This window comes from Mycobacterium sp. SM3041 (genome assembly GCF_039668335.1).
In the GTDB taxonomy this organism is placed as follows: Bacteria; Actinomycetota; Actinomycetes; order Mycobacteriales; family Mycobacteriaceae; genus Mycobacterium.
This window is the reverse complement of record NZ_JAYXBQ010000050.1, coordinates 131,797-144,505: the sequence shown is the minus strand read 5'-3', so window position 1 is coordinate 144,505 and position 12,709 is coordinate 131,797. Positions and strand designations below refer to the sequence as shown.

Annotated in this window: 12 protein-coding genes and 1 riboswitch; of the genes, 6 read left to right on the top strand and 6 right to left on the bottom strand. The window is 67.3% G+C overall.

Annotated elements, in window-relative coordinates; genetic code table 11:
• Positions 1-52 precede the first annotated feature (52 nt).
• Positions 53-691 carry a GntR family transcriptional regulator gene (locus tag VXD91_RS17780; protein WP_346415975.1) on the top strand — a complete coding sequence of 213 codons (639 nt, stop codon included), beginning with the start codon at positions 53-55 and terminating at the stop codon, positions 689-691.
• Positions 688-1,893 (top strand): MFS transporter, encoded by a 1,206-nt coding sequence (locus tag VXD91_RS17775; protein ID WP_346415974.1) that lies wholly within the window; start codon positions 688-690, stop codon positions 1,891-1,893. Before VXD91_RS17780 ends, VXD91_RS17775 begins: the two co-directional genes overlap by 4 nt.
• On the opposite strand, the gene VXD91_RS17770 is transcribed toward VXD91_RS17775, so the two are convergent.
• The 5 genes from VXD91_RS17770 to thiC all read right to left on the bottom strand — a co-directional run bounded on the left by VXD91_RS17770 (position 1,890) and on the right by thiC (position 6,769).
• Positions 1,890-2,168: a hypothetical protein gene (locus tag VXD91_RS17770; protein ID WP_061002148.1), complete on the bottom strand. Its 279-nt coding sequence runs from the start codon at positions 2,166-2,168 to the stop codon at positions 1,890-1,892. The genes VXD91_RS17775 and VXD91_RS17770 overlap by 4 nt on opposite strands.
• Positions 2,169-2,184: 16 nt before the next feature.
• Positions 2,185-3,672, bottom strand: coding sequence for an NAD(P)/FAD-dependent oxidoreductase (locus tag VXD91_RS17765; protein WP_061002150.1), 1,488 nt, complete (start codon positions 3,670-3,672; stop codon positions 2,185-2,187).
• A 14-nt stretch (positions 3,673-3,686) separates the two neighbouring features.
• A complete protein-coding gene (locus tag VXD91_RS17760) occupies positions 3,687-4,313 on the bottom strand; it encodes an alpha/beta family hydrolase (RefSeq protein WP_061002153.1) in 627 nt (208 codons plus the stop codon).
• Complete coding sequence (thiD, locus tag VXD91_RS17755) at positions 4,303-5,139, bottom strand: bifunctional hydroxymethylpyrimidine kinase/phosphomethylpyrimidine kinase (RefSeq protein ID WP_082762123.1); 837 nt, start codon at positions 5,137-5,139, stop codon at positions 4,303-4,305. Before thiD ends, VXD91_RS17760 begins: the two co-directional genes overlap by 11 nt.
• A 7-nt stretch (positions 5,140-5,146) precedes the next feature.
• A complete protein-coding gene (thiC, locus tag VXD91_RS17750; RefSeq protein ID WP_346415973.1) occupies positions 5,147-6,769 on the bottom strand; it encodes a phosphomethylpyrimidine synthase ThiC in 1,623 nt (540 codons plus the stop codon).
• Positions 6,760-6,875, bottom strand: a riboswitch (TPP riboswitch). Its footprint overlaps the gene before it by 10 nt.
• Before the next feature lie 140 nt (positions 6,876-7,015).
• On the opposite strand from thiC, the gene VXD91_RS17745 reads away from it, so the two are divergent.
• Entirely contained in the window at positions 7,016-8,770 is a 1,755-nt protein-coding gene (locus VXD91_RS17745) for an MFS transporter (protein WP_061002157.1), read from the top strand.
• 7 nt (positions 8,771-8,777) lie between these two features.
• Here the strand turns inward: VXD91_RS17745 and VXD91_RS17740 are convergent, their stop codons facing one another.
• Positions 8,778-9,830, bottom strand: coding sequence for a ferredoxin--NADP reductase (locus VXD91_RS17740; protein ID WP_346415971.1), 1,053 nt, complete (start codon positions 9,828-9,830; stop codon positions 8,778-8,780).
• A gap of 89 nt (positions 9,831-9,919) precedes the next feature.
• Between VXD91_RS17740 and VXD91_RS17735 the strand changes: the two genes are divergently transcribed.
• Genes VXD91_RS17735 through VXD91_RS17725 form a run of 3 tightly spaced genes read left to right on the top strand, consistent with a single transcriptional unit; the run spans position 9,920 to position 12,699 of the window.
• On the top strand, positions 9,920-10,909 hold the full coding sequence (locus VXD91_RS17735; protein ID WP_212807123.1) for an alpha/beta hydrolase: 990 nt from the start codon (positions 9,920-9,922) through the stop codon (positions 10,907-10,909).
• Positions 10,909-11,766, top strand: a complete 858-nt coding sequence (locus VXD91_RS17730) for an SDR family NAD(P)-dependent oxidoreductase (RefSeq protein WP_346415970.1) — start codon at positions 10,909-10,911, stop codon at positions 11,764-11,766. The genes VXD91_RS17735 and VXD91_RS17730 overlap by 1 nt, the downstream gene beginning before the upstream one ends.
• A gap of 12 nt (positions 11,767-11,778) precedes the next feature.
• Entirely contained in the window at positions 11,779-12,699 is a 921-nt protein-coding gene (locus tag VXD91_RS17725) for a ferritin-like domain-containing protein (protein WP_212807121.1), read from the top strand.
• Positions 12,700-12,709: the final 10 nt, after the last annotated feature.

Here is a 12,709-nt window from a genome sequence, read left to right as displayed (position 1 = left end):
GGTCCGTCACTGCTTGTATGCAAGCTTGCATGCAAGTTGCTACTGTCGTCCCGTGGCCATTGATCAGACTCCCGCCAGCGAGCGCGCCTACCGTGACACCAAGAGCAAGATCCTGGTCGGCGCGGTCAAGGGCGGGCAGCTGCTGAGCGAGGTGGAAGTCGCGGCGGAGCTCGGCGTGAGCCGGACACCGGTGCACGAGGCCTTCCTGCGTCTGGCGGCCGAGGACCTGCTCGACCTGCTGCCCCGGCGGGGCGCGGTCGTCGTACCGATCCCACCGCGTGAGGCCACCGACCTGCTCGAGATGCGCCTGGCGCTGGAGGGCAGTGCTGTGCGCCGCCTCTGCCGTTCTGAGGCCACCGCGCAGGCAGTGGCTGCCGAACTCGCCCGGCTGATCGACCAGCAGCGTGGCGCGGCCACCGATCTGGCGCGCTTCGCCGAGCTCGACGACGCCTTCCACCGGCACATCGTGGACTCCGCCGGCAACTGCATCGCGCAGCGGTTCTACGGCTCGCTGGGGGACCGGCAGCGCCGCATGATGGCCGACGCCGTGCAGGCCGACCAGACCCTCGTCGCCCGGCTCATCGCCGAACACGCCGAGCTGGCGCACGCCGTCGGGACGCGTGATGCGACGGCGTTCGACGCCCGCCTGCTGGCGCACCTCGAGTCGACCTACGAGGTGGTGCTGCGATGAGCCGCGCACGTATGAAGCCGTGGCTCGCTGTCGCGGTCGCTGTGTTCTGTATCGGTTGGGGCGGAAATCAGTTCACCCCGATGCTGATCGAGTACGTGCACCGCGCCGGCTACTCCCGGGTGGACGTCGACGTCCTGCTGGGCGCGTACGTGCTCGGCCTGATCCCCGGGCTGTTGGTCGCTGCGGCCATGTCGAACCGCTACGGCCGGCGCCCGCTGATGATCGCCGGGCTGATCAGCTCGGCGGTGGGCAGCCTCATTCTCGCGACCGGCGAATTGGGCGGATTCCCAGCACTTTTCGTGGGCCGGCTGCTCTGTGGGCTCAGTGTGGGCGTCGCGATGGCTGTCGGCTCGACCTGGATCGCGGAGCTGTCCGCGCCGCCGTATGACTCGGCCGCGACCGGCGCCGGAGCGCGCCGGGCCTCGATCTGGCTGTCTCTGGGATTGGCAATCGGCCCGTTGTGCTCGGGCCTGCTGGCGCAGTTCGCGCCGTTGCCGTTGACGCTGACGTACCTGGTGCAGGCGGCGCTGTGCGCGCCCGCACTGTGGCTGGTGCGGTACCGGACGGTGGAGACCCGGAGCGCTCGCGTCAGTGGAGACCTGTTGTCGCAGTTGCGGGTTCCCGCCGCGACGCACCGCCGCTTCGTCCGAGTGGTGGCCCCGATGGCGCCCTGGGTGTTCGGCTCGGCGGCCATCGCGTACGCCATCGTGCCGGCGCTCGTCGCTGATCGGCTCGGCTCCTGGGCGCTGCTGTACACCGCCGGCCTGACGGTGCTGACGCTGGCCTGTGGCGTGCTGGTGCAGCCGATCGCGAGGCGGCTGGACGACCATTCCAGCGCCCGCGCGGTGGTGGTGTCGATGGTGCTGATGTCGGCCGGGGTGTTCGCCGCGGTCGCCACGGCGGTGACGCGCTCACCGGCCATCGCGGTGCTGGTGGCCATGCTGCTGGGCAGCGCGTACGGCATCGCCATCGTGTCCGGGCTGCTGGAGATTCAGCGCATCGCCGAACCCCACGAATTGGCCGGGGTGTCTGGCGTGTACTACTCGCTGGCGTACGTCGGCTTCCTGCTCCCCGCGGTGCTCGCCGCGCTGGCCCACTACGTCAGCTACCCGGCGATGCTCACCGTCGTCGGCCTACTGGCGGCAGTGTGCACCGTGATCTGTGCGGCAGGCTGGTCCAAGCACCTGCCGGCCCGCGCCTAGCGGTTGCGGGCGACGTTGGCGCCCAGGTACAGGACGTAGCCGATCACGCCGACGGTCGCGAGCTTGCGGGTCTGGGGCACGATCAGGCCGACGCCGAGCGCCGTCTCGATGGTTCCGTTGACCTTGAGGTGCTTGTCGATGTCGTCTGGGAACGCCGTCGCGGTGATGCCCTTGAAGAGGTCGGGCTTGACGAAGTGCGCCAGTCCGGCCAGTGCCAGGCCGATCCCGGCCAGCAGGCCCTTCTTTCCAGCGGTGTTCTCGGCGGCGTCGGTCACCTGTGGTCCTCTCTGATCACGAAATCTTGTAGTCGCTCAACGGAAATTCGGAAGCTTCCCGAATCGCCGTCTCGGTCGACGACGGGCGCAGCAGCGTGGGCTCACCCGCGGGATTGAAATAGTACGAGTGCGCGCTGGCGCAGTTGCCGAGGGTGAACAGCGAGTCGCCGAGCAGTTCCGTCATGCGGTCGAGGAACGCGGTATTGGCTTCCTCGGTGACCTCGAACGTCGTCGCTCCGCGCTTCTTCACCTCGGTGAAAAGCCGGTCCATCAGCCGCATCTGGTACTCCATGGTGTTGAAGAAGTTCAACCCCAGGAACGCGTACGGACTCGCCAGGCTCAGATAGTTCGGGAAGTACGGCATCGAGACGCCCTGGTAGGCCTGGAAACGCGTTTCGCGCCACCACTTTCCGAGATCGCGGCCCTCGCGGCCGATCACCTCGATGGCCGGGAAGTTGGCCTCCCACAGGTCGAAACCGGTCGCGAGCACCAGGGTGTCGATCTCGACCTTGGCCCCGTCGTTGCCGATGATGCCGTCGGAGACGATGTGGTCGATGCCGGCGTCCTGCAGGTGCACGTTGGGCCGGTTGAAGGCCTGGTAGTAGCCGTTGCTGAAAGTCGGCCGCTTGCAACCGAAGTCGTAGTCCGGGGTCAGCCGGCGCCGCAGGTCCTTGTCGCGGATGACGAAGAACCGGTGCATCTTCGACAGGTCGGAGGCCGAGATGTTGAAGCGGCCGCGGAACATGCCGTAGTGCCGGACCCCGACGGACACCATGACCTCGTAGATCGAGTCGGTGAGCCAGCGAAGAACACGCTGCGTCAACGGGAATCGGGCGAACATCTTCTTGGCACGCGCGCCGAAGCGCGGGTCGATCTTGGGTACCACCCAGATCGGCGTGCGCTGGAACACCGTCAGGTCGGCGGCGGTCTTGGCCAGCTCGGGAATCAGCTGCACCGCGGTCGCGCCGGTACCGATGACGGCGATGCGCTTGCCGGCCGGGTCGTAGTCGTCATCCCAGTCGGTGGTGTGGATGACGCGACCTTCGAAGCTTTCGATGCCGGGGATCGCCGGGATGTTCGGCTGCGACAGGAAGCCGGTGGCCGTGATCAGATAGCGCGCGCTGAGCGTTTCACCGTCGGCGATGTTGACGCGCCACAGCGACGCTTCCTCATCCCAGCGGGCTCCGTTGACGACGACGTTGAACCGGATGTGCCGCCGCACGTCGTACTTGGCGGCGACGTCGTCGGCGTACCGCTTGATCTCCGGGCCCGGGGTGAACAGCCGCGACCAGTTCGGGTTGGGCTCGAAGAAATAGGAGTACGTGGTGGTGGGCACGTCGACCGCGAGTCCGGGATAGTGGTTGACGTACCAGGTGCCGCCGAGGTCGTCCTCGCGCTCCAGGAGGGTGAAGTTCTCGATCCCGAGGCGTTTGAGCTGGATGGCCGCACCGATACCGGCGAATCCTGCGCCGACGATGACCGCGTCGAACTGCTGCGTCGTCATATTCAGACGGTACCTCAGGTACCGCTTCGCGCCACGAACACAAGCGCCGCGGCGACCGCCAGCGCCGGGACGTCCAGGGTCTTGGATCCCAGGTCATGGCGGGCCCCGGTGATCTCGATGAGCTCGGTGGGCGCCGGGATCAGCTGGGCTGCGGCCGTCAGCTCGTCGATGCTCCCGAACGGGTCGGCTGTGCCGTGGGTGAAGACCGTCGGGACCTTGATCTGGCCCAGGTGCTCGGTGCGCGCCCGCTCGGGCTTGCCGGGCGGGTGCAGGGGATAGGAGAACAGCGTCAGTGCCGCCAGGTCAGCGCCCTGCGCCGCCACCATCGACGTCATCCGGCCCCCGTAGGAATGGCCGCCGGCGATCACCGGGCCATCGGTCAGCGTGTGCGCCAGTTCGATGGCCTCGACGATGCCGGCCTGATCCGACGCCGCCGAGTTGGACGGCGGCCCCTTCGGGCGGCGCCGCCGGTAGGGCAGGTTGTATCGGATGGCGAGCCAGCCGTGGCGAGCCCATTCGTCGCAGATGCGGACGATCAGTGGGGCATCGCGGTTACCGCCGGCGCCGTGCGTGAGCAGCACGACGCCCGTCGGCGTCCCGTCGGGTTCGTGCGCGATGCCCGCGATCTCGTCAAGATTCATGGGCCAACCTGAACAGCGCGTTGACCGGACCGTGGCCGTGGCCCAGCGGGTAGGCCGCCCGCAGGCACTCGGTCACCCAGCTCTTGCCGAACGCCACCGCGTCGGGCACCGAAAAGCCGTGCGCCAGTGCGCAAGCCGTGGACGCCGCGAGCGTGTCGCCCGCGCCGTGGTCATGGCCGGTGTCGATGCGCTCGGTGGTGTATTCGTAGAACTCGCTGCCGTCGTACAGCAGGTCCGGGCTGTGATCGCTGGACCGCAGATGACCGCCCTTGACCAGGGCCCACTTCGGGCCCAGGTCGTGCAGGGCCTTGGCGGCATCTTTCTGGGTCGACGCGTCGATAACGTCGATGCCCGTGATCAGCCGGACCTCGTCGAGGTTCGGGGTGACGAGCGTGGCGATCGGAAACAGCTGGGTGCGAACCGAATTCAGCGCGCTCGGGTGCAGCAGCGGGTCACCGTGCATGGACGCGCACACCGGGTCGACGACCAGCGGGATGTCGCCGTCGAGACCCTGCCACGTCTCGGCGACCGCACCGATGATCTCGGCCGAGGCCAGCATGCCGGTCTTGGCCGCCTGGATGCCGATGTCGTCGGCGACCGCGGTGATCTGCCCGCTGATGATGTCGAGCGGCAGCTCGTGAAAACCCTTGACCCCCACCGAGTTCTGCACCGTCACCGCGGCGACGGCGACGCACCCGTGCACGCCGAGCATCGCGAAGGTACGCAGGTCGGCCTGGATGCCGGCGCCGCCGCCGGAGTCCGAGCCGGCGATGGTCATCACCCGCAACGGCGTTTCGCCCGGCGGGGTCAAAGGCAGAAGGTTCACGGACGCATCACGACGTCAAGGGTAGATACACCCGGTTGCCATGGTCGGCGAACTCCTGGGATTTCTCTGCCATGCCCTGGGCGATCTCGTCCGCGTAATCGGGAGCGACGCCGTCCGGGTAGGCGTCGCGGATGTCCTGCGTGATGCGCATCGAGCAGAACTTCGGGCCGCACATCGAGCAGAAGTGCGCCGTCTTGGCCGGCTCGGCGGGCAGCGTCTCGTCGTGGTACTCGCGGGCGGTGTCCGGGTCGAGCGACAGCGCGAACTGGTCGTGCCAGCGGAACTCGAAGCGCGCCTGCGACAGCGCGTTGTCGCGGTCCTGCGCACCGGGGTGACCCTTGGCCAGGTCAGCGGCGTGCGCGGCGATCTTGTAGGCGATCACCCCGTCCTTGACGTCCTTGCGGTTGGGCAAGCCCAGGTGCTCCTTGGGGGTGACGTAGCACAGCATCGCGGTACCGGCCTGCGCGATGATCGCCGCGCCGATGGCCGAGGTGATGTGGTCGTACGCCGGTGCGATGTCGGTGGCCAGCGGGCCGAGGGTGTAGAACGGCGCCTCTTCGCACAGCTCTTCTTCCAGGCGGACGTTCTCGACGATCTTGTGCATCGGGACGTGGCCCGGGCCTTCGATCATCACCTGCACGCCATGGGATTTGGCGATCTTGGTGAGCTCGCCCAGGGTGCGCAGCTCGGCGAACTGGGCTTCGTCGTTGGCGTCGGCGATCGAGCCGGGACGCAGGCCGTCACCGAGCGAGAACGTGACGTCGTAGCGCTGCAGGATTTCGCAGAGCTCCTCGAAGTGCGTGTACAGGAACGACTCCTGGTGGTGCGCCAGGCACCACGCCGCCATGATCGAGCCGCCGCGCGACACGATGCCCGTGACGCGCTTGACCGTCAGCGGGATGTAGCGCAGCAGCACGCCGGCGTGCACCGTCATGTAGTCGACGCCCTGCTCGCACTGCTCGATGACGGTGTCGCGGTACAGCTCCCAGGTCAACTTGGTGGGATCGCCGTTGACCTTCTCCAGCGCCTGGTAGATCGGCACGGTGCCGACGGGGACGGGGGAGTTGCGCAGGATCCACTCGCGGGTCTGGTGGATGTCCTTGCCGGTGGACAGATCCATGATGGTGTCGGCACCCCAGCGGGTGGCCCACACCATCTTGTCGACCTCTTCGGAGATGGACGACGTGACAGCCGAGTTGCCGATGTTGGCGTTGACCTTCACCGCGAAGGCCTTGCCGATGATCATCGGCTCGAGCTCGGGGTGGTTGTGGTTGGCGGGGATGATGGCGCGGCCGATGGCGACCTCGTCACGCACCAGCTCGGCCGGCACCCCCTCGCGCTCGGCGATGAACGCCATCTCCGCGGTGATCTCGCCGTTGCGGGCGCGCTGCAGCTGGGTGCCGCGGTCCTTGACGACACCGGGGCGGGCGGGCAGACCCTTCTCCAGGTCGATGGTCGCGTTCTCGTCGGTGTACGGACCCGAGGTGTCGTACAGGTCGAGGTGGTCACCGGTGGTCAGGTTGACCCGGCGGAACGGGACCTTTCCACCGTCGGGAAGCTCCCGGTAAACCTTGGTGCTGCCCTGGATGGGGCCGCAGGAAAGGTCGTTGAATACAGCAATTGCAGACATCTGCTTACTCCCTACGCCGGCATTACCCGGTCAGGTTCATACGGTCGACGGCGCCATTAAGCCGTCCTCTCAGCGCACCAGGGTGTGCGCTCCCGCGCGGACGTTGTTCACCGTAGTCGATCGTCGTGGGAAGGCAAGGGTGCGTGCGATCCCGTTTCGGGCGTTCGGTGACCGGGAATCGAATTGTCATGAGGTCGTTTGTATAGCTAACATATGTTTTTCTGATATTGGAGCGAAGACCGACTGATGACGACTGACACCGAGCTCACCGGGCAGCGCGACACCGCGCTCGCGGCAACCGCGCGCCGACGCGTCCAGATGGACCACGACCACCCGCGCTACAAGTGGGTCGTGCTGGCCAACACCACGCTGGGCACACTGCTGGCCACGATCAACGCCTCGATCGTGCTGATCTCACTGCCGGCGATCTTCCGGGGTATCGGGCTGAACCCGCTGGCGCCGAGCAACGTCAGCTACCTGCTGTGGATGCTGATGGGCTACCTCGTTGTGACGGCCGTCCTCGTGGTGCCGTTCGGCCGGCTCGGGGACATGTACGGCCGGGTCCGCATCTACAACCTGGGTTTCGTCATCTTCACGCTGGCGGCCGTCGCGCTGTCGTTCGATCCGTTCCACCTCGGTGGCGGTGCGATCTGGCTCATCGCCTGGCGGGTGATCCAGGGCATCGGCGGCGCGATGCTGATGGCGTCGTCGTCGGCGATCCTGACCGACGCCTTCCCGGCCAACCAGCGCGGCATGGCACTCGGCGTGAACATGGTGGCCGCGGTGGCCGGATCGTTCCTCGGTCTGCTCATCGGCGGGTTCCTCTCGGAATGGGAGTGGAAGGCCGTGTTCTGGGTCGGCATCCCGATCGGCGTGATCGGCGCCATCTGGAGCTACCGCTCGCTGCGTGAGCTGGGTACCCGGTCGCCCGGCAAGCTGGACTGGGCCGGCACCGTGACATTCGGCCTGGGCCTGACGGTGCTGCTGCTCGGCATCACGTATGGCATTCAGCCGTACGGCAATTCGCCGACGGGCTGGGGCAGTCCCGCCGTCCTCGGCTCCATCGGTGTGGGTCTGCTGCTGTTGGTGGTGTTCTGCATCATCGAGCTCAAGGTCGAGTCGCCGATGGTTGACATGCGGCTGTTCAAGTCGGCGACCTTCGGCATGGGCAACCTGGCCGGGCTGCTGTCGTCGGTGGGCCGCGGTGGCCTCCAGTTCATGCTCATCATCTGGCTGCAGGGCATCTGGTTGCCGCTGCACGGCTACGACTTCGAATCGACACCACTGTGGGCGGGCATCTACCTGCTGCCGGCGACCATCGGCTTCCTGGTGGCGGCACCCGTCGCCGGCAGCCTGTCCGACCGCTTCGGCGCGCGGCCACTGGCGGTCGGCGGCATGCTGCTGATGGCGGTGACCTTCGTTGCGCTGCTGCTGATTCCGGTCAATTTCGCGTACTGGGAATTCGCCCTGCTGGTGTTCCTCAACGGCGTCGGCGGCGGCATCTTCACCGCGCCGAACACCGCGGCCATCATGTCGAGCGTGCCGGCGGCGCAGCGCGGCGCGGCGTCGGGTGTGCGGTCGACGTTCTTCAACGCCGGCAGCTCGCTGTCGATCGGCATCTTCTTCTCGCTCATGGTCGTCGGGCTGGCCGGCACCTTGCCGACCGCGTTGTCCAGTGGTCTGCAGCAGCAAGGGGTTTCGGCCGACGTCGCGCAGCAGGTTGCCGAACTACCGCCGGTGGGCAGCCTGTTCGCGGCCTTCCTCGGCTACAACCCGATAGCCGAGCTGCTGGCCCCCTTCCACACCCTGCAGCAGCCCGGCGTCAACGCAGGCACGCTGACCGGCCAGACGTTCTTCCCGCAGCTGATCACCGAACCGTTCCACTCCGGCCTGGTCGTGGTGTTCGGCGCGGCGGCGATCATGATGCTGCTGGGCGCCGTGGCGTCGATGTTCAATCCCGGTACCTACGCCACCGAGCCCGGCGCCGACAACGCGGCGTGACGGCCGGTCAGCGGTCGAAAACCGCTGTCAGATAGTCGGATTCGGGTATCGACTGGCACGCCAGCCGGACGCCGATGCCGAGTTCGTAGTCATCGAGGGTGTCGTTGATCCGCATGCTCACCTGGCCCTCGCGGAGGGTGTACGCGCAGGCGCCGCAGTTGCCTTCGCGGCAGGCGTAGGGTGCGTCGATACCTCGGCTCAGCAGGGTGTCGAGCAGCACCTCGCTCTTGGGCCAGCTGATCTCATGGGTGTCGCCGTCGATCTCGACGGTCGCGGTCGCCGCCTGGCCGTCCGGGGCGGCATCGGTCACCGGCTCCGGTGCGGCGAAAGCGTCTGTGGTCAGCGATACGAAGACCTCGCGGTGCACGTGCTCGCGGGCGACGCCGGCATCGTGCAAGGCCGCCGCGGCCACGTCCATGAATGCTGCCGGGCCGCACAGATAGGCGGCGGTATCGGCACCCGGCATCGCGGGCAGCAGGGCGCGCAGTCCGGCCGGGGTGGGGAGGCCGGACTCCGACTCGAGCCAGTGCATGAGGGTCAGCCGGTCGGCATGTGCCGCAAGGAGTTCCGTCAGCTCGGCGTCGAAGATGACGGACTCGCGGTCGCGGTTGGCATAGACGAGCGTCACCCGGCGGCCGGACTGCAGGAGCACGGCGCGGATCATCGAGATGACCGGGGTGATGCCGCTGCCGGCGGCGACGAAGATCAGCTCGCTGTCCGCCGGCCGGACAGTGAAAGCGCCTGCGGGCGTGAGTGATTCCAGCGTCATTCCGGCCTTGGCGTGGTCGCACAGCCAGTTGGAGGCGAGGCCGCCCGAGGTGCGCTTCACGGTCACCTTGAGATGCTCGTCGGCGGACGGACTGCTCGAGAGTGAATAGCACCGCGAGACCGCGCCGTCGCGCGCCGGGATGCGCAGTGTCAGGAACTGGCCGGCCTCGTAGGCGAAGTGTTGGCGCGCATCGTGCTTGGCTGCAAGGACCAGCGACACGGCGTCGGGGGTCTCGCTGATCACGTCGACCACGGTCAACTCGTGTGACCTGGACGCTGTCGATGCGGTCATGAAAATGCCTTCCGTTGTGGGACCAGGTCAGATTGTCGCCGCCAACTGTGCCATTGACAAATGGCACAGTTAATGATGACCTAGTTGCCGTGACGGAAACTGATCGGGCAACGTTGCCCGAAGTACCCACGCGCGCAACGTTGCGCGCCGCGCTCTCGGCCACGGTGACCCGCTGGACCCTGGGCAATCTGACCAGCGTCATCCCGATGAACACGCCCGGTGTCTGGTTCGGCCGCGGGCTGATCGCGACCATCATGGAGACCTTCGGTTCCATGCCCGGCGGCACTCGGATCATCCCGGTGCGCACACCGGACCTGCGGGGCGAATGGGTCCTCGGCCCGGGTGTCGAATTCGGCCGCCGCGCCGGCTACTACGTGCACGGCAGTGCGTACGTCATCTGCTCGGCGCGCACCCACCGCAAGCTGGTGGCCCGCCTGTCGGAGGCGACCGGACTGCCGATGTTCGTCGTGGACTACCGCCTGGCCCCCGAGCACCGCTTCCCGACGGCAGCCGAGGATGTCGAAGCCGGGTACCGCTGGCTGCTGTCGGAGGGCTATGCGGCCTCGGACATCGTGATGGGCGCCGACTCCGCCGGCGGTCACCTGACCTGCGACATGCTGCTGGCGCACGCCGGCGACCCGGACTTCCGGCCCGCGGGCGTGGTGCTGTTCTCGCCGCTGATCGACGTGACGCTCGGACTGGCTCTGGAGCAGGAGAAGGCGTCGTACCGCGACCCGGCGATGTCGGCGACGGCGGCTGCGCGCATGGTCGGGCTGTACACCCAGGGCCAGAACCTGGCCGATCCGCGGCTGCGCCTCGACTTCGCCAAGGCCGACCAGTTGCCGCCCATCCTGATTCAGGTCGGCGGTTTCGAGATGCTGCGCGCCGACGCCCGCTACCTCGATGCCGAGCTGCGCCGCGCCGGTGGTGTCAGCACACTCGAAGTCTGGCCCGGCATGGTGCACGTCTTCCAGGCCCTGCCGCATCTGGCACCCGAGGCCGCCCCGGCGCTGCGCCGCGCCGCGGCCTTCATCGCCGATGCCTACAAGCGATCCAACGAACTCGAAGAGGTGTGCTGATGATCGGCCTCGACACGATTCTGAATGTCTTTCGCGGCGAACGCCGTTCGGACAAGGCGAAGGCGGTCGTCACCGGCGCCGGCAGCGGGATCGGGCGGTCGTTCGCGCTCGAGCTCGCGCGCCGGGGCGGCGAGATCATCTGCGCGGACATCAGCATGGAGCGCGCGCAAGAGACCGTCGCGCTGATCGACCAGCTGCCCACCGGCAAGGGCCACGCCGTGCAGTGCGACGTCGCCGACCGCACCGCCATCGAGCTGCTGGCCAAGCAGGCGCAGGAGATCTTCGGTGGCGCGCCGACGCTGGTGATCAACAACGCGGGTGTCGGCATCGGCGGAAAGCCCGTGGGCGACATCGGTTTCGAGGACTGGGACTGGGCACTCGGCATCAACCTCTGGGGTGTGGTGTACGGCTGTGAGGTCTTCACGCCGCTGCTGCGCGAAGCCGGCCGGGGTGGCATCATCAACGTGGCCTCGGCCGCCGGATTCGCCGCCGCGCCGTCGATGGCGGCCTACAACGTGTCGAAGGCCGGCGTGATGTCGCTGTCGGAAACCCTCGCCGCCGAACTCGACGGCACCGACGTCGCCGTCACCGTCCTGTGCCCGACCTTCGTGAAGACCAACGTCTTCACCGACGGCCGCATCACCCCCGGCTCGATGAGCCTGAGCCAGCAGCTGGCCCGCTGGACCGGCCTGTCGGCCGACAACGTCGCCGCCCGCACGCTGGACGCGCACGACGGCGGCCGGCTCTACGTGGTGCCGCAGATCGACGCCACCGTCATCTGGCACCTCAAGCGACACTTCCCGGCCCTGTACGTCCGCGGTGCCGGACTGCTCGGTCGCGTACTTCCCAAGGACTGAAAGGAACCCATCATGGCAATGGATCTCGACGACATGCTGCAGAAGATCAAGGACAAGCAGTGGGCCCTGGCCGACATCGACTGGGACGCACCGGGTGCTGAACTGATCGAGCCGGAACTGTGGGCCAAGCTCAAGCCGTTCATGACCGATCTGATGTGGATCGAGAACGTCGGCGCCCGTGGCTTCGCCGCACTGGCCCGCAAGGCCCCGACCCCGACGCTCAAGAGCATCTACGAGCACTTCCACGCCGAGGAGCAGAAGCACGCCAACGCCGAGCTGGCCCTGATGCGGCGCTGGGGCATGCTCGAGAACGACGAGGTCCCGCCGCCGAGCGTCAATGTGCAGCTGGTGATCACCTGGCTCGACAAGTTCTCCGACGGCATGTCGCTGTCGATCCTCGGCACCGTCATCCCCATGCTGGAGGTGGCACTGGACGGGGCACTCATCAAATTCATCACCGATGAGGTCAAAGACCCGGTGGCGCAGGAGGTTTTCAAGCGCATCAACTCCGACGAGTCGCGACACCTCGCCGTCGACTTCGAGGTCATGGACATCCTCGGCCACGCCGACATGCGCAAGCTGGTCGTCGACTTCGTCGGCAGCTGGATGAACCCGGCACTGATCGTCGGCACGCTGAGCTACTTCCCCCTGCTCAACAAGATGCGCGACAACATCGTGGCCATGGGCGTCAACGAGGAACGCCTGTACCAGGCCATGCGGCGGTTCCAAAGTGTCGGTGAGCGAAGCGCTTTCGCGCGCCGGGTGCCCATGTACCGGTTCATCTCGTGGCACGCCAAGAAGGTCATCGACCGTACCTCGAAGTACCACTGGCTGGCCGATTCGCTGGTGGTGGTCACCGGCGCCATCCCGATGCCGCTGGTGAAGTACACGCCGACCTGGTCGGACGAGCTGACCTACGAGCCGGTTGCGTAAGGGAATTCAC

Coding starts and splice junctions, on each gene's coding strand:
- VXD91_RS17745 (WP_061002157.1), top strand. CDS start 7,016: ATGACGACTGACACCGAGCTCACCGGGCAGCGCGACACCGCGCTCGCG.
- VXD91_RS17775 (WP_346415974.1), top strand. CDS start 688: ATGAGCCGCGCACGTATGAAGCCGTGGCTCGCTGTCGCGGTCGCTGTG.
- VXD91_RS17765 (WP_061002150.1), bottom strand. CDS start 3,672: ATGACGACGCAGCAGTTCGACGCGGTCATCGTCGGCGCAGGATTCGCC.
- VXD91_RS17760 (WP_061002153.1), bottom strand. CDS start 4,313: ATGAATCTTGACGAGATCGCGGGCATCGCGCACGAACCCGACGGGACG.
- thiC (WP_346415973.1), bottom strand. CDS start 6,769: ATGTCTGCAATTGCTGTATTCAACGACCTTTCCTGCGGCCCCATCCAG.
- VXD91_RS17740 (WP_346415971.1), bottom strand. CDS start 9,830: ATGACCGCATCGACAGCGTCCAGGTCACACGAGTTGACCGTGGTCGAC.
- VXD91_RS17725 (WP_212807121.1), top strand. CDS start 11,779: ATGGCAATGGATCTCGACGACATGCTGCAGAAGATCAAGGACAAGCAG.
- VXD91_RS17730 (WP_346415970.1), top strand. CDS start 10,909: ATGATCGGCCTCGACACGATTCTGAATGTCTTTCGCGGCGAACGCCGT.